Origin of the sequence: Parageobacillus thermantarcticus, from assembly GCF_900111865.1 — a bacterium.
Classification (GTDB): Bacteria; Bacillota; Bacilli; order Bacillales; family Anoxybacillaceae; genus Parageobacillus; species Parageobacillus thermantarcticus.
The window spans coordinates 1-20,292 of sequence record NZ_FOJS01000005.1; the positions used below are offsets into that span (position 1 = coordinate 1).

20 protein-coding genes, 1 tRNA gene, 2 pseudogenes and 1 riboswitch are annotated in these 20,292 nt (G+C 37.2%); of the genes and pseudogenes, 12 read left to right on the forward strand and 11 right to left on the reverse strand.

Features of this window, described 5'->3' with window-relative positions; translation table 11 throughout:
- Positions 1–249, forward strand: a 249-nt coding sequence (locus tag BM278_RS04710) for a transposase (RefSeq protein ID WP_208601746.1), incomplete at its 5' end; no start/stop codon positions are given.
- 446 nt (positions 250–695) lie between these two features.
- On the opposite strand, the gene BM278_RS04715 is transcribed toward BM278_RS04710, so the two are convergent.
- A complete protein-coding gene (locus BM278_RS04715) occupies positions 696–1,952 on the reverse strand; it encodes an MFS transporter (protein WP_090948197.1) in 1,257 nt (418 codons plus the stop codon).
- A complete protein-coding gene (locus BM278_RS04720) occupies positions 1,949–2,437 on the reverse strand; it encodes an arginase family protein (protein ID WP_090948198.1) in 489 nt (162 codons plus the stop codon). Before BM278_RS04720 ends, BM278_RS04715 begins: the two co-directional genes overlap by 4 nt.
- Before the next feature lie 76 nt (positions 2,438–2,513).
- Here BM278_RS04720 and BM278_RS19155 point away from each other — a divergent pair, with 76 nt between their 5' ends.
- The 3 genes and pseudogenes from BM278_RS19155 to BM278_RS19165 all read left to right on the forward strand — a co-directional run.
- Entirely contained in the window at positions 2,514–2,804 is a 291-nt protein-coding gene (locus BM278_RS19155) for a transposase (protein WP_244151092.1), read from the forward strand.
- Between the two features lie 47 nt (positions 2,805–2,851).
- Complete coding sequence (locus BM278_RS19160; protein WP_244151095.1) at positions 2,852–3,064, forward strand: IS3 family transposase; 213 nt, start codon at positions 2,852–2,854, stop codon at positions 3,062–3,064.
- Positions 2,995–3,684 (forward strand): annotated as a pseudogene (locus tag BM278_RS19165) (IS3 family transposase); the annotation flags it as partial. The gene BM278_RS19160 and the pseudogene BM278_RS19165, both read left to right, overlap by 70 nt.
- 150 nt (positions 3,685–3,834) lie before the next feature.
- Here BM278_RS19165 and BM278_RS19445 read toward each other — a convergent pair.
- Positions 3,835–3,966 (reverse strand): hypothetical protein, encoded by a 132-nt coding sequence (locus tag BM278_RS19445; RefSeq protein WP_279625742.1) that lies wholly within the window; start codon positions 3,964–3,966, stop codon positions 3,835–3,837.
- A gap of 50 nt (positions 3,967–4,016) precedes the next feature.
- Positions 4,017–4,268, reverse strand: a complete 252-nt coding sequence (locus BM278_RS04730; protein ID WP_064552361.1) for a hypothetical protein — start codon at positions 4,266–4,268, stop codon at positions 4,017–4,019.
- Positions 4,269–4,604: 336 nt separating this feature from the next.
- On the opposite strand from BM278_RS04730, the gene BM278_RS18630 reads away from it, so the two are divergent.
- From BM278_RS18630 to BM278_RS04755, 5 genes are all read left to right on the forward strand, one after another.
- A complete protein-coding gene (locus BM278_RS18630; RefSeq protein WP_157778186.1) occupies positions 4,605–4,751 on the forward strand; it encodes a huazacin family RiPP peptide in 147 nt (48 codons plus the stop codon).
- Between the two features lie 101 nt (positions 4,752–4,852).
- Positions 4,853–6,226: a radical SAM protein gene (locus BM278_RS04735; RefSeq protein ID WP_090948200.1), complete on the forward strand. Its 1,374-nt coding sequence runs from the start codon at positions 4,853–4,855 to the stop codon at positions 6,224–6,226.
- A 32-nt stretch (positions 6,227–6,258) separates the two neighbouring features.
- Positions 6,259–7,482 carry a radical SAM protein gene (locus tag BM278_RS04740; RefSeq protein WP_060475561.1) on the forward strand — a complete coding sequence of 408 codons (1,224 nt, stop codon included), beginning with the start codon at positions 6,259–6,261 and terminating at the stop codon, positions 7,480–7,482.
- 45 nt (positions 7,483–7,527) lie between these two features.
- Positions 7,528–8,406: an ABC transporter ATP-binding protein gene (locus BM278_RS04745; RefSeq protein ID WP_090948201.1), complete on the forward strand. Its 879-nt coding sequence runs from the start codon at positions 7,528–7,530 to the stop codon at positions 8,404–8,406.
- Positions 8,407–9,069: 663 nt separating this feature from the next.
- Entirely contained in the window at positions 9,070–10,728 is a 1,659-nt protein-coding gene (locus BM278_RS04755) for an ABC transporter ATP-binding protein (RefSeq protein ID WP_090948204.1), read from the forward strand.
- Positions 10,729–11,123: 395 nt separating this feature from the next.
- Here the strand turns inward: BM278_RS04755 and BM278_RS19620 are convergent.
- Positions 11,124–11,297, reverse strand: a pseudogene (locus tag BM278_RS19620) (IS1634 family transposase); the annotation flags it as partial.
- Between the two features lie 271 nt (positions 11,298–11,568).
- On the opposite strand from BM278_RS19620, the gene BM278_RS18270 reads away from it, so the two are divergent.
- Positions 11,569–11,775, forward strand: coding sequence for an Arm DNA-binding domain-containing protein (locus BM278_RS18270; RefSeq protein WP_143093418.1), 207 nt, complete (start codon positions 11,569–11,571; stop codon positions 11,773–11,775).
- A gap of 114 nt (positions 11,776–11,889) precedes the next feature.
- Complete coding sequence (locus BM278_RS04760; RefSeq protein ID WP_279625743.1) at positions 11,890–12,633, forward strand: tyrosine-type recombinase/integrase; 744 nt, start codon at positions 11,890–11,892, stop codon at positions 12,631–12,633.
- A 791-nt stretch (positions 12,634–13,424) separates the two neighbouring features.
- On the opposite strand, the gene BM278_RS04770 is transcribed toward BM278_RS04760, so the two are convergent.
- The 4 genes from BM278_RS04770 to BM278_RS04785 form a co-directional block, all read right to left on the reverse strand.
- Positions 13,425–14,372, reverse strand: a complete 948-nt coding sequence (locus BM278_RS04770; RefSeq protein ID WP_167359576.1) for an ABC transporter permease — start codon at positions 14,370–14,372, stop codon at positions 13,425–13,427.
- A 387-nt stretch (positions 14,373–14,759) separates the two neighbouring features.
- Positions 14,760–16,037, reverse strand: a complete 1,278-nt coding sequence (locus tag BM278_RS04775) for an IS110 family RNA-guided transposase (RefSeq protein ID WP_090948209.1) — start codon at positions 16,035–16,037, stop codon at positions 14,760–14,762.
- Between the two features lie 117 nt (positions 16,038–16,154).
- Positions 16,155–17,072 carry a tyrosine-type recombinase/integrase gene (locus tag BM278_RS04780; RefSeq protein ID WP_208601747.1) on the reverse strand — a complete coding sequence of 306 codons (918 nt, stop codon included), beginning with the start codon at positions 17,070–17,072 and terminating at the stop codon, positions 16,155–16,157.
- Between the two features lie 118 nt (positions 17,073–17,190).
- Positions 17,191–17,263 (reverse strand) — tRNA-Val (locus BM278_RS04785).
- A 45-nt stretch (positions 17,264–17,308) separates the two neighbouring features.
- On the opposite strand from BM278_RS04785, the gene BM278_RS04790 reads away from it, so the two are divergent.
- Positions 17,309–17,530 (forward strand): hypothetical protein, encoded by a 222-nt coding sequence (locus BM278_RS04790; RefSeq protein ID WP_090948211.1) that lies wholly within the window; start codon positions 17,309–17,311, stop codon positions 17,528–17,530.
- Between the two features lie 158 nt (positions 17,531–17,688).
- Here the strand turns inward: BM278_RS04790 and metC are convergent, their stop codons facing one another.
- Together metC and BM278_RS04800 are read right to left on the reverse strand one after the other, a co-directional pair.
- Positions 17,689–18,867, reverse strand: coding sequence for a cystathionine beta-lyase (metC, locus tag BM278_RS04795; protein ID WP_090948212.1), 1,179 nt, complete (start codon positions 18,865–18,867; stop codon positions 17,689–17,691).
- 4 nt (positions 18,868–18,871) lie between these two features.
- A complete protein-coding gene (locus BM278_RS04800) occupies positions 18,872–19,975 on the reverse strand; it encodes a methionine biosynthesis PLP-dependent protein (RefSeq protein ID WP_090948214.1) in 1,104 nt (367 codons plus the stop codon).
- A 78-nt stretch (positions 19,976–20,053) separates the two neighbouring features.
- Positions 20,054–20,166: riboswitch (SAM riboswitch) on the reverse strand.
- Positions 20,167–20,292 lie beyond the last annotated feature (126 nt).

The following is a 20,292-nucleotide window of genomic DNA, read 5'->3' on the forward strand; positions in this document are numbered from 1 at the left end:
CTGCGCACGACCAACGGAGTGGAACGGCTGAACGAGGAAATCCGCCGCAGAGAACGGGTCATCCGCATCTTTCCGAACCGGGAATCGGTGTATCGCCTCGTTGGCGCCGTGTTGATCGAAATCGACGAAAAATGGATGTCAGGGCGCAAATACTTGGATATGTCCGAATATTGGCGGTGGCGGAAAATGAAAGAGCAAGGAGTCCGATCGGTGAATCAGGAGGCTCCGGCGATCAAGAGAGTGGGATAACCCCTTCGCTGTGTCAAGGAGAACGTGGAATACCTCGGAAGCGAGGAGTTGCCGCGAAAGCTCCTTGACACACCTGTTCCTTGACAACATGATCATTGGTCCGGGAAGACGACCGGCAGGGAGACTTGCCGGACTTACCTACCATACGTCAAGCCATCAGGTCCATGTTGTCTATCAAAGGGGAATTTACACAATAATTTGGACTTGACCTTTTATGTTTAGGTTAGCTTCAATTTTATAAAAAAGAGAACACGTATTATACATAACTAATATGTGTTCCCATTTATTTTTTAAAGCTTTTTATAATTAAGGTCTTAATAAATTTTTGAGCTCTTTTATTTTTTTACGAAAGATCAAGAATTTCGATGTTGGCGTTTTTGTTGTACATAGGCTGATGATTTCATCGAAAAAGAGTGGAATTTATTTAAGATTTGATTTCTTTTTTATTAGATTGTCTTCATAACTTTATTTGATTTATCTAGTTTATGTTTTTTAATTGTAGAATTCACAATTAAATAAACGGGTATAGAAATGACTAGTGAAATAATCGACATGATTAACCAAGCGTTTCCGATCCCATAAGAATCCGAAAAGAATCCGTTTAGCAATAAGGCTAAAATCGTTGTTCCAGCTTCTAAAGTGTTAAAAAACGAGAGCAAGGAAGACCTGTTCTCATTTTTGATATTTTGATTTAAAAACGTATATCGAATCACTTCTTCCGAAGCAGTAATGACGACATGTAACAAAAATAACAGTAAAGCAAGTAGATAATTATCTGTTAAAACACAAACAATAATAGAAAGGGTATTGAGTACGGTACTTCCTATAAGAATATAAATTTTGTTCTCAGAAAGGGATGATATTTTTCTCGATAAATAAGCACCTAAAATACTACAGAGGTTCAGACCAATCCATATATATCCTGTTTTGACATCTTTTGTTCCATTTTGAAAAAAGAGTTGCCATTGATTACCTGGTCCACTAACAATGAATGATAAAGGTAAAAAGGATAGGCAGATTAGAAAAAATGTTTTATCATTTCTTAAAAAACAAATCCCTTCTTTTGTTGTTTCTTTCAACATGTTAAAACTTCGACCAATGCTTGTTGAGTGGGATTTTTCTTCTAAATTCCTTTTAGGCTCTTTCATTTTAAATATCACAATAACCATAGAACTCATTAACAATATAATCCCCGCTAAAATAGGATAACTCAAATCCATATTGCCCAAGACTTGCGCTCCAAAATATCCACTCACTAAGTTAACTGTCGTGCCAGCCATACTATTCATTGAAAAGATTTTGTCAAAAGTAAACTTTTCATCTATGTCTGAAATACTGTCTATCATCCAAGAATCTAACGTACTTGATTTTAATGATTCCCCTATTGCAGTAAAGATGGCTCCTAAAATTAAAAATGCAATATTCCCCCAGTCTAGAAATAGAAAAAGTAAACCGATGCTTCTAATCACACAACTACCAATCATGGCGTTCTTCCTACCAAACGTATCAGCAATGATACCAGAAGGAGTTTCAGTTAAAAAACTAACGATCCAAAAAATTGATAAAAAAGTGTTAATTTCTGCATAACTGTAATGCAGTGATTGCATATATAAATATATTGTTGCACTAAACACAGCTATACCCATACCATATAAAATATTAATGATATAGTACGTGTTTATTATATTCTTAATCTCTTTCATTTTTTATCCATCACTCCTACTAAAAGATCTAATATGGCATGGGTAACTGTTGAAGCTCCTATCCTATTTCCCCAATCATACATTTTATTATATTCCACAATATCGAGACCAATAACATTGGTATTATTTACAAATAATTTAATAAAAACTAAAAAATCTTTATAGAGCCATCCGTTTGGTACAGGATAACCTACGCTTGGAACAATACTTGGGTCAAATACATCAACATCAAACGTAATATAGGTAGGAAGGGTTGGATCTATAGGGATATTTTTAAATGATTTTCCAAATAAGATTGTTAGTTTATCACTCTTCATATCCCATTTATCTTGTGGACCTCTAATGCCTAATTGATAGATATGATGTATTTTTTCTTCCTGTATAAGATTTTTCATAAAGCTACCATGTTCAATAATATCCCAACGGTTAATTCCTAAATCAGAATGGGCATCTACTTGTATAATTTGTATCTTTTCATAATTGATGTTAGTCTAAAAAGTGGACACAGAGAACAGAGAGATTATAATAAACTTAATTACAATCGGTTCGAGGTGTCTAATCATGAAAAAGAGAACATTTGATCAAGAATACAAGATTCAAGCCGTTGAGTTATGCTTGGAGGGGGACAAGTCCATCGCCCAAGTGGCAAAAGAATTAGGATTGGCATACAACACTCTTCACCGTTGGGTCAAAGAATACAAAGAAAGCAATGGCACAAGCTTTGTAGGTTCAGGAAACATCAAGCCACAAAATCAAGAAATCATCGAGCTACGCCGTCGCAATCAAGAGCTGGAAGAGGAATTAGCGATTTTTAAAAAGGCGTTAGGCATCTTCACCAGAAACCAGAAGTAATTTACGCGTTCATTTTTCAACATCGAAATGAATTTCTTGTTGTGAAGATGTGCCAAGTTCTCGGTGTTTCTAAAAGTGGATATTATGCATGGCTGAAACGCCCAAAAAGCAACCAAAAAGAGAAAAAAGAACAACTGACCCAACAGATTCGGAACGAGTATCTCAAGTCACGCAAGATTTACGGAAGTCCGAAAATTACGCAAGAACTACGCAAACAAGGAATTCGTGTGTCTCAAAAGACAGTCGCTCGTATCATATGAGCGAAGAAGGATTGAGATCAATTACGGTGCGTAAATACAAGGCAACGACCAATAGTAATCACCCTTACAACGTGTATGCGAATCTGTTGGAACAGAATTTCCAAGCAACGGCTCCAAATGAAGTATGGATGGCCGATATCACGTACATTCCTACTGATGAAGGATGGTTGTATTTAGCGAGCATCATGGATTTATATACACGCAAGATTGTAGGATGGTATATCGATACACGAATGACCAAAGAGTTAGTCATCAAAGCCTTACAACGAGCGTTAAACAACGAGAAACCAACAGGAAGAGTGATTCACCACTCGGATCGTGGAAGCCAGTATGCGTCGAATGGTTATCAACAACTGTTACAAGAGCATCATTTCCAAGTCAGTATGTCGAGACGTGGGAACTGTTACGACAACGCTTGTATGGAGTCGTTTCATAGCTTAATCAAGAAAGAATGTATCTATCCCAATCGATTCCGTACGCGAAAAGAAGCGAAACAAGCCATTTTTGAGTACATCGAATGCTTCTACAACCGAAAAAGGAGTCATTCCGCTCTTGAATATGTATCGCCATGTGAATTTGAGGCTGCTTACTACGCTAACCAGAGAAAAGTAGCTGCCTAAGTTCAGCTATTTCTCTCTGTTTAACGTGTCCATTTTCTTGACATAATACCATCTTTTGTAAAAGAAATAAAGGTAGAGTGAGACCTAAACATCCAACAGAAACTAAAATTCTTTCCATGTTTAAGAAAAAGTAATTTTTTAGAAGGTGTATTACATGGATTTCACATGCAAATCTAAACCACCAAATGTGCTAACCTGTTGATCATCTACACCTTCACATGTGATTGTAATTTTATTTCCCTTATCATCTACGTCATGAACTTCAAAATAGATTTTCTCCATATGATTTCCTCCTATTTATTAATTCTGAATAGTTTTGTATATGGATATTTTTAACTATCACCATCAAGATAGTGGAAATATTCATGATAAAGATTGCCCATTTCACTACATATTCCCCTATTGTTAGTAATCACCCCAAAAAAATCATCGATTGGAATCTCGAACAACTGATAATTATGATTTTTTGGTAGCGATTCCAACTTATTGATTGCTTTTTCTTGTGATGAATAAGCAGCGATAGGAAAGAAATTCGGAAAACCTCTGTCGTGATCTGCGATGAAGATCATCCAAATGGAGTTCATGTCTTACCTCCTAATTGCCGCAACCTAAGTCTGGTGGCATTATCTAGCCCTTTCGCTTAATAAAAAGGATATCTGATGTAACACCCACAAATTTTATGCACAATTCATATAAAAAGTCTACTATCTTGAAAATCAGATACATTTCCCAACGAATTAAAAACTGTATTCACTATATAAAGCTTGAAAATATACAAAAATATATAATTTTTGAAAATTTTGTTAAATAAGAGTATTCTTTATTCCAAATTTAACAATAACTTGTTAATATATACTTGTAAATCCTATCCTTTTAACAAAGGATAGGAATTTACGAAAATTTAAGGGAGGGGTGATAAAATGAAAGAAGTAAAACCTGATGGCGTTTGGATGTGCACTCTCAAATGTGCTGCACCTTGCCTAGGGGTTTGCGCAATTGACACTACTAGCCCAATTATGGATGCAGTAGGAACAACATCAGGATATGCTAGTGGATATGATTCATAAAAAATCTTCTTAGTTGAGATAGGCAAGTGGATTAAGGCGGTGAATATTGGAAAAGTCATCCTTAATGATAGGATGACTTTTCCCCAAATATTTATGAAAGGATGAGTATTTTGGAAAAAAGAGGTTTTTACTTTAGCACAATGAATAATTCTTATTTTTATGATGATACGACAGGGAATGTAAGTGTTGTAGATAAGGTTCCTAATAAGAGAGTAGTGTTTGGTAAGCAACGTTATGAGTTTAAAGCAGCGAACAGAGAAGAAATAGAAAAATTTATTCATGAAAACGGATTTAGACAATTAATACTGATTGTAACCGAAAATTGCAATCTAAGATGCAAATACTGCGTGTACTCAGGAAACTATGAAAACAGCAGGACACATAATTACTTTAAAATGGACTCTTCCATCGCTAAAGAAGCTGTATTTAAGTATTTATCTAGTATTTCTAACATAAAGAAAAAGAAGCCGTTTTTGATACCTATAATTGGTTTTTACGGTGGGGAACCTTTATTAAATTATGCACTGATCAAAGAAATTGTTACTTACTCTAAGCAAATATACAACGGGAAAATTTATTTTAATATGACAACCAATGCTACCTTATTAGATGAAGAAAAAATAGAATTTTTGGTACACAACAATTTTCTTCTATCTATTAGTTTAAATGGGTATAAGGAAGAAAATGATAGAATGAGAGTTTATGCCAACAACAAAGGTACGTTTGATGACGTTATGGAAAAAATACGCTATATAAAAACTAAATATCCCGATTACTATAGAACGAACTGCCAGATAATAGGGGTTTATGATGTAGGAACGGATTTGCATAAACTTCGAGAATTTTACTCCACGAATGAACTAGTAAAAAACAAATTGACTATGCTTTTGCAGGTATCCGATGTATGTACAGATTGGTACGACCAATATTCAGATGATCAGAAAAACAACTTTAAGAAACAATTGGAAGAATTAAAACAAATATTTATCAAAAAAGTCATGAATGGAGAAAAACTCGATCCAGTGCTAAGATTGCTTTTTGCTCTTCCGTTATATGAAGTAATAAATAGACCTCTAAACGTATCCATACAAGAGTTAAGACCTTCTTTTTTGCCTTTTACAGGTACATGTGTGCCAGGCACAAAAATTGCCGTAGACACTAAAGGAATATTGCATAGTTGCGAAAAGGTAAATGATAAAATGCCTATAGGAACCACAAAAAAATGGATAGATTTTGAAAAAATAACAGAAACTCTTGACAGATATAACAAACACGTCGGTCCAGGCTGTATTAATTGCCCTATACAAAGATTTTGCCCAACATGCTATCGAGTCCTTCTAACAGCTCAAGGAGAATTTAACAGAAAACAGATGAAGCCTTGTCAAAAATTAATTGAAGAAAAGCAAAGAATATTTGAACTTGCCTATACCCTTATGGAGAAAAACGTCAATTTGGGCAACATCTTAGAAAGATAATACATGAATTACATAGAAAGGAGAAGAAAAAGGTGAAAGAATATTTTAATTTATACCCACATTGTGTGCCTATAAATGGAAAATTGGGCACTACCTTATACGATTTTAAAAATAACACTATATATCATCTGCAGTCAAAAGAAAGCCTAATTTTAAGAGGAATATCTAGGGGAGAGAGAATATCTAAACTAAAAGAAACGCATGGAGCTAAGAATGTAGAAAACCTTTTAAATTTATTAACAGAGAAAAAAATTGGAGAATACGGTGACACTTTTGTTCCAAGAGAGCCATATAGAAAGGGAAGTTTGAAAGCCTTGCAATTAGACGAAAATATTCCTTTATTAAATTGTTTCATAGAGCTTCCCTGCAGTTGTCCCAAAAACTGCAGTCATTGTTATAGTCCGAAAATTAATGGGTGCTTTGCATGTAAGAAGGTTGCCAATAACTATGTTTTAAGCAACAGAGATTTAGGTTTCTATTACAACCTCGTAAGAGACATTATTTCTTTAGGATTTTCAAATATTTATTTTCATGGAGGAGATCCTTTAACCAATTGGGGTGTTACCAAAGAAATTCTTCAGTTCAGTTCTATATTAAAACTTTCCAATCAAAAATTATATTTGCTTACCAATGGGGAAATGTTAAATGAAGAAAGAGCCGACTTTTTAATCCAATTTAATATCGTTCCAATCATTTTATTTGATTATACAACAGATAGTATCGATTTGAAAACGATAGAAGAGATTTCTCATTACTTCAAAGAACATGTCAATCAGATCATATTCAATGTAGTAACAAGCAGGAATAATGTAAAAAAATTAAATTGTTTAAAACAACAACTAAGTGAATTAGGAATAGCCAATATCATTCCTAGCATAGTTATAAACGGAAAAGAAGAATCCATTTTATATCATGAAGAATTACCAACATTTGGGTGCGACATTAACAGCTTTTCTTATCTTGGAATATATCATCCTTGTTTAACAGGCAGCTTAGCAATCACTTCCGATAAAAAAGTGGTTCCGTGTCCAAGATTAGAATCGGAAGTGCTGATGGATCTTAAAGAACATAACAGTCTGCTTGATTTGTTTGACAGAAAAGAAGAAGTCCTGAAATATTGGAAGCTTTCATTGGAAAATATTGAACCTTGTGGTACTTGCGAATTTAAACGAATGTGTATGGATTGCAGAGCCGCAGAGGTTGCTTTTTCTAACAGTTTAACCCAAAAATCTCTTTGTTCTTATACGGGTTTATAATAAGGATAATTAAAAGCCAAGAAGTAGAATGTAGGAGGGAAACAATTGAATTATATTGAACTGCACAATATTGCTAAATCATTTGATAATAAAAATTACATACTAAAAGATATCAACTTGTCGTTACACCAAGGGGATCGTGTGGGCATTATTGGGGGAATTGGTTCTGGGAAAACCACTTTATTAAGAATAATCTTGGGATTGTATACTCCAACATCTGGGAAAATCAATAGAAACATATCCAATCACGAAATTGGGTATTTGCCTTCTACCAAAGGGATTATAGAAGAGTTTACAGTGAGAGAAAATCTCATATTTTGGTCTCAAACTTATCAATCCCCTATCCATGTAGTGGAGGAACTGATAGATAGGCTAAACATGGATAAGATGGCAGACAAAAAGGTGTCTTTGCTTTCTTCTGGAATGAAACAAAAACTTGCTTTTGCTTGCTCTATTATTCATTCCCCCAAACTTCTTATTTTGGATGAACCTACAGTAAATTTGGATGTAGAAAATCGATCTTTAATAAAGAAATTTATACAGAAATATTCTAAGGAAAGTTGCATTGTCATTACATCTCATAATTTTGATGACATTGAACATATGTGTAATCGAATTGTTATGATTGTTGATGGAACGATAAAAGTGAAAGAGGAACTGAATAAATTAAAATCTGATTTTCAATCCTCTCTTGTCAGAATACGAACCATCTCAAAAATCAATCAACAACAATCAATTCTAATTAAAGAAGAATTTCCAAATGTTCTGGTGAAAGATCATGAAGTGATTTTAGATAAACAAATTTATAAATTGAACGATGTTTTATTAAAATTAATCCATTTGAATATAGAAATACGTGATGTTTTAGAAAATGAAGCAATACTTGAAGATATTTACTTACGTTTGAATAAGAAAGAAGGTTGACGGAATGAAGGCTCTATTGTGGAAAGAATATCTTTTTCTGAAGAAGAAAATGCAAAAGATGTTGCTTCTAATAGCAATTGAATTTGTTCTAGTGTTGTACTTCATCTATGGATTAAATTCTATCCCTATTCGTATTAAATTTAATCTCATTTTAGGAACGACATCGATTATTTTTCTGTTACAAATACTTTTTGAATCCATTAAAACAGATAAACAAAATCGAGTATATGAGAAAATGTTGCAAATTTTTTCTATACAGAAGATATTAATTGTCAAGGTACTTTTTTCTGTTTTTATCGCAACAATCCTTAGCAGCATGTATTCGTTTCTATTCTATGGATATCAGTTGTACTTGGGGATTCAGATCCCTTCTCAATACTTGCTGTCTTTATTATTATTGCCGTTTATTAACTTGCTCTTTGGAATAGTGTTATGCGTCGTCATGTTTCTGGTTGATAATATTGTCATATTAAAAGTTACTTCTATGTTTGGAGCGATGTTTTATGTATTAACCTTTACGAATATACATCAATACAAGATTATTGGAACCATTATTGGTATATTGCTTTTCCTTGTAATCACGCTCCATTTTCTTTTAAAGAAAATATCGAATGAAAAATTTTTAACGATGTAACCTCTTGGTTATGGAGGTGAGGAAGGAAATTGAAAATATTAAAGTTCTATTTAAAAAAAAGCTTAAAAAATGTTGTTATTCTAGTATTGCTCACCCTATTCATCTCTTTCCTTAGCAACATCATTCCTATATTATCACAAATGGTTTTTGATGAAGGAATTATGAAAAACAATGTTTTTAACATTGCTGTTTACTCATCTATTCTAATAGGGGTATATATTGGAAGAGGTGTTTTAAATCATTTTAGTGATTATTTAATATCTGCAACATCTGCTAAGATTATAGCCAACCTCAAGAACGAAATCATTCAGAAGATATTAAAAATGCCTGTATCATTTTTTGATAAACAATCAACAGCTTATATCTTATCAAGATTGAACGAAGTGAATTCTTTATCATCGATATTTACTCCAACTGTTTTTAACTTTCTTTCCAGCACAATATCAATGATAGGCGCTTTAATGTACATATTGTCCAAAAGCATTGAAATATTCGTTGCATGTGTATCGTTCATTCCAGTGGTTTATATTATTTCTAACACTTCTATCACATCCTTAAACAGATACTCTAGAGAAATGCTTGAAGCTACTGCAAATACGAATAACAAAATACATTCTGCATTAGAGGGGATAATTGCATTAAAAGAACTAAACGAGGAAGAACACATGAATCAGTCTATTACAAAAGAAGTCAACCAATTAGCATTGAAGACAATTCATCAAAGCAAAACTGCCAGTAAAAGTTCCCAAATGCTAAACGTGATGGTTTTGGTGGTTCAGACGCTCATTATAGGTATAATTGGTTTTTTCATAACCAATAAAAAGCTGACTATAGGAGATTATGTGTCCATGACCCAATATGTTGGCATGATATACTCTCCGTTGATTATGTTACAGAGTTTTAAGTTAAGTATACAACCTGCTATTGCTGCTATTTCAAGAATTAACAGCATGTTATCCTCTAATAACACAGAGAACATAGAGGAAAGCACAGGTAAAAAAATAGATTGCATCAAGTTTGTAAAATTTGAAAATGTATCATTTAAATACGATACATCAAATGAAAGTATTCTTAATAATATCTGTTTTGATCTATATTCTGGAGATCGGATAGCATTTATCGGAAAAAATGGATCTGGTAAAACTACTATAGCCAAACTTTTATTGGGTTTTTATAAAAATTATTCTGGGAATATCACCATTAATGATTATGAACTGAGAGAGTTAGATATAAATAGTTTAAGATCCAAAATTGGGATTGTTCCGCAAAATATCTATCTATTCGAAGGAAGTGTAAAGGAAAATATTCGGATTGGAAATCGGGTGTTGTCTGAGGAAGAATTTCAAAGAAGATTAGATAGACTTCTTGAATATGGCTTTTTGGATGGTTTGGATTTAAATAAAAAAATTATTGATAATGGGAAAAACTTGTCCAAAGGACAAATTCAGCAAATCGCTTTTGCAAGAATATTTATGAAGGATGTTGATGTCTTGATATTTGATGAAGCTACATCGAATATGGATCAAAACGCAAAAGAGGCTTTTCAAAACATTTTACTGGATTTACTTCATGACAAAATTTGTTTGTTTATTAGTCACACTGATGAATTAATGTATCTTGTGAACAAGAAAATTGTATTAAATGATGGAAAAGCTGACATTGTTTATTATAGGGAGGAAATCTCATGAGTGAAATTATTTATATTTTGCTTTTAATTATTTCTTTGTTTATTTTGTTTTTCCAAATAAAAAATAAAAAAATAGACCTAAAGGGTCTTTTCATCAAAATAATCACTATTATTCTCATATTATCGGTATTGGCATGGATAAGCAAATTGATGTAGAAACAAAATATATAAAATTATTAGCAATTACAACTTCCAACGGTTATCAAGACCTAAAATTAAAAAATGCTAAAAAAATAAAGGTAAGCCATATTAGTCATGTATAATATGTTTGCTTACCTTTTTTATTTCTTGGCTCTACCCTGAACCCGAGTTCGACAGTGACTAGGCAAACAAATCGCCTCCCAGCCCTTGATACAGAAGGGCTGAGAGGCAATTGGGCATACTTCTGGCGTGTATCTAGGAGCGAGGATGAATGTCTAGGATCTTCAGAGGAGGCTCCAGCCCTAGAGCCACAAAGGTTTTCCTTTGTTTGGTCGTGATCTTTGTACACTGATAGAGGTCACGATATTTTGAAGAAAAATGTCCTAACGTGGAGCGCTGACATTTGTCTCTTACTTTCGGCCACGATTTTACTCTCGATTCGGATCAAGAGGAGGATTAGACTGTTTTTGACAATTAAAAAATGCATGAAATGGCAAATAAGAATATTCAATGATCTGTATAAAATTTCATACCTGTTGTCGCTTGACATGGAGCCTCTGCGGGCATGCTTTCTGGCAAAGGGGGCAAGCCACAGGACTTTGCAAGGCATATAAGCCTATCATACCCGCCACTCCATGTAAAGCGGTGAATATGCAATAAATTATGCATATCCTTAATTGCCAAACACTACAATTCTTAATTGCCACTAACAGAATTAGGAGTTGATCCGCTCACTGGTAAGAGAAAGCGTAAAAAACAGCGAGGGTTTAAGACGAAGAAAAATGCTGAAAAAGCACTTGCTCTGATTGAGGCAGAGGTATTTAAAGGAACGTATTTCGAGCCTTCTAGCATTTATTTTAAGGACCATCTTTGCGAATGGTTTAAAGTGAAAAAAAAACAGTATTAACATCCAAACAGCGCAAGTTTATGAAAACTACATGAACAATCGATCATTCCAGTATTAGGACATGTTCAACTGTCACAGCTAACCCCAATGTTACTGCAAAATTATGTGAATGACTTGAAAGAAGAAGGATTCGCGAGTTCAACGATCATAAAAGGCTCGCTTGATTATGCTGTGAACATGGAGCTGTTACCTTCTAACCCCGCAAAAAAGATCCAGTTACCAAAGGATAAAAAGAAAGAGATGACCGTATGGGATATAGATGAAATTAAAGCTTTCTTTAAGGTAGCTAGCCAAGACCGACTATATCCCGCTTTTCATTTAGCGATCACGACTGGAATGCGGCGGGACGAAATATTGGGATTGCGCTGGAAAGACATTGACTTTGATAAAGGCATATTATATGTTCGTCAAACACTAAGTAAAGATGGAAAGAAATTTTTGAGCGGTGCTAAAACAGATTCAAGCGTCCGTAGTATTAAACTCTCTAATGAAACCATTGCTGTTTTGAGGAAACATAAGGCTAGAGTAGCTAGAGAGAAGCTACAACTTGGACCTGACTATGTGGATTATGATCTTGTCATCTGTACATCAAAAGGTACACCTGTAAATCCTGAGAATTTGAAAAGAACTTTCGAAAGGTTGATAAAAGAAGCGGGGGTTCCAAAGATTCGCTTCCATGACCTGCGCCACACTCACGCTACGATGCTCCTTGCACAGGGTGTACACGCAAAGGTAATATCCGAACGTCTAGGCCACAGTAATATTAAAACAACACTAGACATTTATTCTCATGTATTACCTAATATGCAAGAGGAAGCGGCTAATCAAATCGATGTCCTGTTATCAAAATCAAACTAAAAATGCTTCGGCACCAAAATGGCACCAACCGTAATTTGGACGCTATTTTGAGTGCCTGCTATAAAAAACGAAAAGCTTGAAACCCTTGATACGCAAGGATTTCAAGCTTCTCACTTTAGTGATTCCGACTGGGCTCGAACCAGCGACCTCCACCCTGTCAATCGAGTTTTCCAAAAATAATCTAATTTTATTGAGTAAATTAGATACAAAGACGTTTGATTTATCAAGTTTTTTTAGCTGTTGAAAATTAACTCCGTTCATTAAATTAACTCCGTTCATTAAATTTAACTTAAAAAAATAATTACGTTAGCAAATGTGTTAGCATGAAAGTGGGTATGTGGTCTGTTATAACGAATATGAGTAGTTCAGTTATAACAGGATGATGAAGCTAACGTTGAATGAGTGTACTATCGTTTATTCATATACCTAAGTAAATAAAAATGGAACAAAAAACATCAGTATTTACAACATGCGTTGAATAGTAATCGCAGACATCAAAACTGGTAGTAGTGTTCACCCTTACCTTACATAATTAATATTAAGTAAAATATGACATATCTATTAATATACCTCTCTCCTTTTGATTCGCCCACCTATACCACAAACATATTTCTCCGTCTAAAGAATTTTCATGGAATAAAAACAACGCCCCACATCTGGACATTCTCTGTAATCTTCTATTAATTTTTTAAAGTTACAGCTTGTACAGTATGCCTCATACGGTCTTAAAGAATAATGGTGGAATCATTCTTCAACAGAAGATAAGAGCCATTTTATCATCGGCTTTAACACTAAGTAACATCTCTACCTTCGAATACCAATAAAGATACTCCCATAAAAATAATAAAATACACAAGTAATATTATAATAGAAAAACTAAGGGATGTACTTGGCGTAGGTCCTTCTATGAATTTGTAAAGATTAGTATTTTCAAAGAAAATATATTTAACAAAAGAATGATTAAAAACACTTAGAACATTAGTAATAACTGAACCAGAAAGCTCAATAAATAAACTTACCCCAATAGCCAAAGCATTATGTTTGAAAAGTGTTGACATCATAAAGGCAAATGAGGATATAATTGCTATATCAATGAATTTTGATACATAAAACTCTAAAAAATGTTTCCATACTGACATCTCACGGATGGTACTTCCCTTTAAATATACATAATGTGAGGAACCATTATTAAATCCAAATCCTATCCATCCTATTAAAAAGGAAAAGACGAACAAAGAAAGAAGAAATATAGCTAAGATTATAAGAATGGTCAGAAACTTAGATAACAATAATTCCCATCTGTGAAAAGGTCTTATTAATAAACTTTTTAGTGTTCCCCAAGCGTATTCCTGTGAAACTATGCTTGAAGCATAAATGATAGTAAAAAGAGTGATTAAGGATGATATACTAATAGTATAATGTACAAATCCAAAAGTTGTATTCTCGTAAAGTGGAGGTATATTATGCTTTAGATGGTAGTTATTCAATTTGATTTCCCGAACAATTTGGGACTTTAACAATTCTGGTATCTTATTATTACTTAGTTTAACACTATCTATTTTGTTTTGTGCTATAAGATCCTTCTTCCAATTCAAGTAGTTGTGATTTGCGTTGGTATAGTTAACAAAAACGAATGCAATAATAATAGCAACTAAAAGTACTAGTTGCATTATCCAAAATAAACTTCGCTTAAATATTTTTATATTTTCGTTGACGATTAAATTCCAAAAGCTAACCAATTTTATTCACCTCCCTCTAGAAATGTTGATATATCAAGGCTTTTCGGCCTCTCAGGGGTGTCAAAAAAATATTTTTCGACAAAATCCCTTACATCCTTTTTCAGTTTTGTGGATATCTTACAGAACCAGGGTGCGCTTCGCGGCCACTACTGGTTAAATTTGGTTGTAGTGGAGGGAAGCGTATGGGATGCACCTTGGATCTCTGCATCGCTGATGATGACGAACCCTCCCATGTCTCTGGGCATCCTTGTGCCTACATTCCTTCGTTCGGTCTAGTCATCAGGCAGAGGCCGGCTATGCTCCTTTAGGGACTCAAGGTCGAATGGATGATATCGCGCCAGCTTCTCCGTGTCATCCTTGTTGTCTAGGGAATCGAAACTATAGGCATCAAGCAGCCGTTTCGAGGCCAAAGATGTCCTGAATCATTCTCTTCACATCAAACGCCTGTCGTTTCGTACACACCGCATGCAGTACCTTCAGTAATTTTCCGCATAACACTACAATGGATTGCTTCTTCCGCAACGGATTATCAGGACGTGTCGTGTAATATTCGTGCAGCTGCCGAAACGCTTCGTTGTGACGGATCATTGGCATCATCACCCGAAACAGAAGGGCGCGCAATCGCCTTCTTCCACGCTTGGAGATCCGTTTTTGCCCTTTGTGTTGGCCGGAGGAATGTTCCCGCAGCGTCAGGCCCGCTAATTTGATAAGCTGCCGCGGATCCTGATAATGGGAGAAACTCCCGATCTCTGATAACAGTTCTACGATGGTCGCATCGCCTAAGCCCGGAACGGTCTTCAGCCATTCGTATTCGACGGAGGTCTGAACGAGTTCGATCAGCTGCTCTGTCAGTGCCTCGATCTCTTTTTCCAGCTGGCGATATCGGCGGACAAGCGTGGCAATTTCGATACGGGCCATCTGTTGTCCTTCCGTTACGCCAATGGAGTGTTGGGCCAGTTCTATGAGCTTCTTCGCTTTCGGCCTTTGCGGCGATTGTAACCCCTCGCTTTGCCGATAAAGGGTGAGAACCTCTTCTAGCTCTTTTCCTGCTAGATCACTCGGAAATGGCGTATATTCCAGCACCGCGAGCGCCATTTTCCCAAATGACGGGAAGACTTGGGAAAACTCCGGAAAATATCGATCAAGCCAGCGAATCATTTGATTTCGAATCGCTCCCTGTTCTTCCACCAATTTGGAGCGAAATGTCGCTCCCACCCGCAGCTCCGCCTCCATCCCTTTCAGAATACGCGGATAGCTGAATCGGCCGTCTTTCACTAATCGGGCAATGACGAGCGCATCTTTCGCATCATGCTTGGTTGGAAGGTTGTCATCCAACTCTTTGGATCGCTTCACGTGCATCGGATTTGTCATGACGAGAGGAATTCCCTTCTCGTCTAGAAAGTAAGCGAGATTGAGCCAATAATGCCCCGTTGGCTCGATGCCAACGATCACCTCGGTTTTTCCAAATTCCTTCATGGCTTCCACAATGCACTGGTACAACCATTCCAATCCTTCTTTCGATTGCAGAACAGGAAACGGCTTTTTTAACACCCTCCCTCGCTCATCCACAAAGCAGGCATAATGTTTTTTCTTTGCGATATCCATCCCCACAACCAGCGTTTGTTCGGTGACTTGATTAATCTTCTTGTTTGAGATAGAATGCATGTATAGTCCTCCTTGGTATTCAAATTAGGGGTCAATTCACAGATTGACACCCCCGAATCATACCAAGAGGGCTTTTTTTATTCAAGTCCCCGAGAAAACTTCTAACAGGAATGCTCCTTAAATATCTAAATTGTTTAAAGGATTAAATTTCTCGTTCTGTTCCTTTAAATCATTACCCCACATTGCAACGTAACGCATTGTGACGTTAATATTTTGGTGGCGCATGAGCTTCTGAATGGCAAATGCTGACATTCCTGACATTGCCAATTTATGGCAAAATGTATGACGAAACGTATGGGCTGATAGACGTACATCTTTGAAATTCATAATTTTCGCCAGCCGTTTAAAAACATTCTGTACTGCGTTCGGTGTAAGTTTCTTATTGTATCTGTTCGTAAAAACATACTCACTTAAATTTTCAGCACCGAAATATTGTTCACAATACAATTTGTAGGATGATAATTCTTTAACTAACTTTTCGGTAATTGGAATTGTTTCACGTTTACGACTTTTACCAAAAACCGTAATGGTTTGATTGATAAAATCAACATCTGTCCATTTTAAAGAACATAATTCAGATAATCTTAAACCTGTACCAAGTAAGGTTACAATTATTGCATAATCACGATAAGCATAGAACGCTTTTTCTCTTTGTTTAATTCTCCTGTAATAATTCAGCATTTGCTTTATGTGATAGTCAGAAAAAACATCAATTTTAATATCTTCTTTTGCACGTTGAATTTTCTTCGCTGGATTTTTATCAATTACTTCAATTTCAATCATGTAATTGAAAAATGCTCTGATTCGCTGTAGTTTTGTATTTGTAGTGGTTGATTTGTTTCCTTTGTTTTGACAATGAAGCAAATATTTCTTGATCGTGTTCGGGGTAACGTCTTGAACATTTAATATTTCATTTTCATTACAAAAATCTAGGAATTGTTTCAAAATGTTTTTGTAGCTTTCGATAGTTTTAGGAGTAACGTTCTTAAATTTCCTATCGTCTAAAAAATCTTGAATCGCAAATTTAAGCAACAAAAAAACCACCTCACATTTTCTGTGAAGTGGTTTACCCGTATTGTAGCAAGTTTCGCTACGACCACAACATTTTTTAATGTTGTGAATGTTGAGCGAACCCTTGATACAACTATATTAGTGATTCCGACTGGGCTCGAACCAGCGACCTCCACCCTGTCAAGGTGGCGCTCTCCCAGCTGAGCTACGGAATCGTATGCTGTTGAACACATCTTTTATTATATGGATGAGCCTTATCTTTGTCAAATACTTTTTTAAAAAAAAATTTCTCTGGCAATGGTGCCAATCGTTATACGCTTATGCATAGCATATGGCAAGGGAAATCGCCAACCGCCGCTTGCCGCGTGCTGACGCAGCGCCGCATATGCCATATGCCTGGTTTTGTTCCTTCGGTCATCCGCATTCTCTGCTGCGATTGCATAGCAGCGGAAACATTCGATCAAGTCCGCAAAATGGTGTAAAAACAAAACGGTAAAAAGCGATTTTATTTTCCCAACATCTTACTCACTGCGCTAGTAATGGAATTTTTCACAATCATTTGTCCTTGAGCAAACATTCCGGTTGGCGACATAAACGAAAAGGTATGCGCGAGATCTCCTTCACGCATACCTTTTTTATTTTAACGGGCAGAAAACGCGGGTGTTTCTTTGACATGGGATAAGGCTTGCTCGAAATCGGCGATTAAATCGTCAGTGGCTTCAAGCCCGACGCTGAGGCGCAACAAGCCGTCCGTGATGCCGCGCCGCTCCCGTTCTTCCTTTGGCATTGCCGCATGCGACATTTTGGCAGGATACGATAAAATCGATTCGACCGCACCTAAGCTGACGGCAAATACAGGAATGCGGACATGTTTCACAAACGTCCGGACCGCTTCTTCATCGGCAAGGCGGAACGATAACACCGCGCCAAATCCTGATGCTTGATCGCGCTGAATCGAATGGCCCGGGTGATGCGCAAGCCCCGGGTAATATACTTCCTCCACTTTCGGATGGCCGGCTAAATAGTTGGCGATAGCAAGCGCCGATTCCGATGACTGCTTGAGGCGGACGTGCAACGTCTTTAACCCCCGCAGCACGAGCCATGCGTCTTGCACGCCGAGCACCGCCCCAAAGGCGTTTTGCAATTTGTACAGCTGTTTGGCAAGTTCTTCATCTTTGACAACGGCAAGGCCGGCAACGACGTCGCTATGTCCCGCCAAAAATTTCGTCGCGCTATGGAGAACGACATCGACGCCAAGATCAAGCGGGCGCTGTAGCGCAGGAGTCATAAACGTATTATCCAAAAACGTTAAACAGCCGTTGGCTTTTGCTAGCTTCACGATGCCGCGAATATCCGTCACTTTTAAAAGCGGATTCGATGGCGTCTCGACATAAATGACTTTTGTGTTCGGGCGGATATTGGCTTCAACTTTACGCAAATCGGTCATATCGACAAACGTATATTCAATGCCAAAGCGGCTCAATACTTCGGTAATCATGCGGTATGTGCCGCCGTAAACGTCTTCCGTCACGAGCACATGATCGCCTTTGGACAAAAGGAGAAAAGCGGTGGAAATCGCCGCCATTCCAGATGAGAAGGCGAAGCCGCGCACCCCGCCTTCCAGCGCCGCGATCGTCTCTTCCAACGCTTCGCGCGTCGGATTGCCCGAACGGCTATAATCGTACTTGCCGAATGTGTCAAAATCGAATTGATGGAACGTGGAAGCGTGCTGAATCGGCACGCTGACCGCCCCCGTTTGCGGATCCATTTTCCATTTGTTATGGAGGAGTTTTGTTTGAAAAGATAAGCGTTGTTCCATCGCTTTACACCTCCTTCATTTTTTTCAGCGCTTGCGACAAGTCGGCGATTAAATCTTCAACATGCTCGATGCCGACAGAGAAGCGAAGCAGCCGGTTACAGATGCCGTTGGCGATGCGGATTTCTTCCGGAATGTCCGCATGCGTTTGCGTCGCCGGATACGTAATAAAGCTTTCGACTCCGCCTAAACTTTCGGCAAACGTGATGATGCGCAAACTTTGCAAAAAGCGGTTCACCCATTTTTCATCGCGCAAGCGGAACGATAACATGCCTCCTCTTCCCGGGTATAAGACGTCGGTAATATCTTCGTGCGCCGCCAAAAATTCGCTGATGCGTTTCGCGTTTTCTTCGTGCTGGCGCATGCGGAGCGCCAACGTCTTCATGCCGCGAATAAGCAGCCATGAATCAAACGGCGAAAGCACGGCGCCAATGGCGTTGTGATATTCCGCGAGCTGCTGACAAAGTTCCTCCCCTTTCGCAACGACAAGGCCTGCCAGCACATCGTTGTGGCCTCCTAAATATTTTGTCGCGCTATGAATAACGATATCAGCCCCTTGCTCGATCGGGCGCTGCAGAACTGGCGTGTAAAACGTGTTGTCAACAATGAGAATCAGCCCATGTTTTTTCGCGAGCTTCGCCACTTCCGCGATATCCGCTTCCTGCATTAACGGGTTCGTCGGCGTCTCTAAAAAAATCGCTTTCGTTTTTTCAGTAATCAAATTTTCAGCCGACCGTATATCGCGAAAATCTACATATTGAAAAGACAAGCCGTATTTCCGCCAGCCCCGTTCAAATAAACGATATGTCCCCCCATACAAATCGGCGGAAACGAGAAACTCATCCCCGCTTTCAAATAGCGCCAGAACCGTCTGAATCGCGGCCATTCCCGAACTGAACGCGTAGCCTTGATCGCCGCCTTCCAGCTTCGCGATCGCTTCCTCCACGATTTTCCGCGTCGGATTGCCAGTACGGATGTAGTCAAATCCTGTAGACTGGCCAATCCCTTCATGCCGGTACGCAGTCGAAAAGTAGACGGGCGGGTTGACCGTTCCTGTCACCGTGTCACTGCGGTTCCCGATTTGCGCCAACAGTGTTTCGATTTTCTCCATCTTTCTCTCTCTCCTTCTTTCGTAAAATAAAAAAAGCCTTCTAAGAAGAAGACTTTTTCATACGTCCATCAGCGCTTCTTCTTATCTGCCGAATTGAAAGATTCAATTCGCTGGATTTAGCACCTGGCCAATGGATTGGCTGGTTGCTGAAGTTTCATAGGGCCAGTTCCCTCCACTTCTCTTGATAAGAATGCATCTTCGTTATTCAATTTTCTAATTATTAAAAAATGTACCTTATTTGCTTTAAGTTTTCAAGCATTTTTTTCGTTCCGCTCATTTTTGTTACATTTTCTTCACAAAAAACCGTTTATTTTTTC